This window comes from Cupriavidus sp. SIMBA_020 (assembly GCF_046535395.1).
Taxonomy (GTDB): Bacteria; Pseudomonadota; Gammaproteobacteria; order Burkholderiales; family Burkholderiaceae; genus Cupriavidus; species Cupriavidus campinensis.
In genome coordinates this window covers 1-439 of the sequence record NZ_JAWRWU010000081.1, presented here as the reverse complement: position 1 = coordinate 439, position 439 = coordinate 1, and the positions used below count along the sequence as shown (strand labels likewise).

Sequence of the window (439 nt, the reverse complement as noted above, 5' to 3'; positions counted from 1 at the left end):
TGTCACTTCGGTCATGGATACTGCACAGCAGCACAGTGTACGGCAATCCGACAGATTGCGAACGGTCGTGCAGTTTTCTTTCGAAGAAGCATACAAGAGGAACATCGGAAAATGGCCCTGCGATCTCATGAAAGCGATCGTAGGAATGCGCCGTGCGTGGAGTCGTAAGCGGCGACGCAGCGGGCCTCCGCCTGTCGTTCGCCTGCCTTCTTTCCTCGGTTACAATCGCCGCATGCGAATCCTACTCAGCAATGACGACGGTTATCTGGCGCCTGGTCTTGCCGCGCTTCATGAAGCGCTCAAGCCGATCGCGGATGTCACCGTGATGGCCCCCGAACAGAACTGCAGCGGCGCGTCGAATTCCTTGACGCTGTCACGCCCGCTCTCGGTGCTGCGTTCGGCGAACGGTTTTTACTACGTGAACGGCACGCCTACGGAC

General features: G+C 58.1%; 1 protein-coding gene. It reads left to right on the top strand.

Annotation, left to right across the window (positions count from 1 at the left end; all coding sequences use genetic code 11):
* Positions 1-232: 232 nt before the first annotated feature.
* A partial coding sequence (locus tag SB751_RS28245; RefSeq protein ID WP_410748816.1) for a 5'/3'-nucleotidase SurE occupies positions 233-439 on the top strand: 207 nt, incomplete at its 3' end.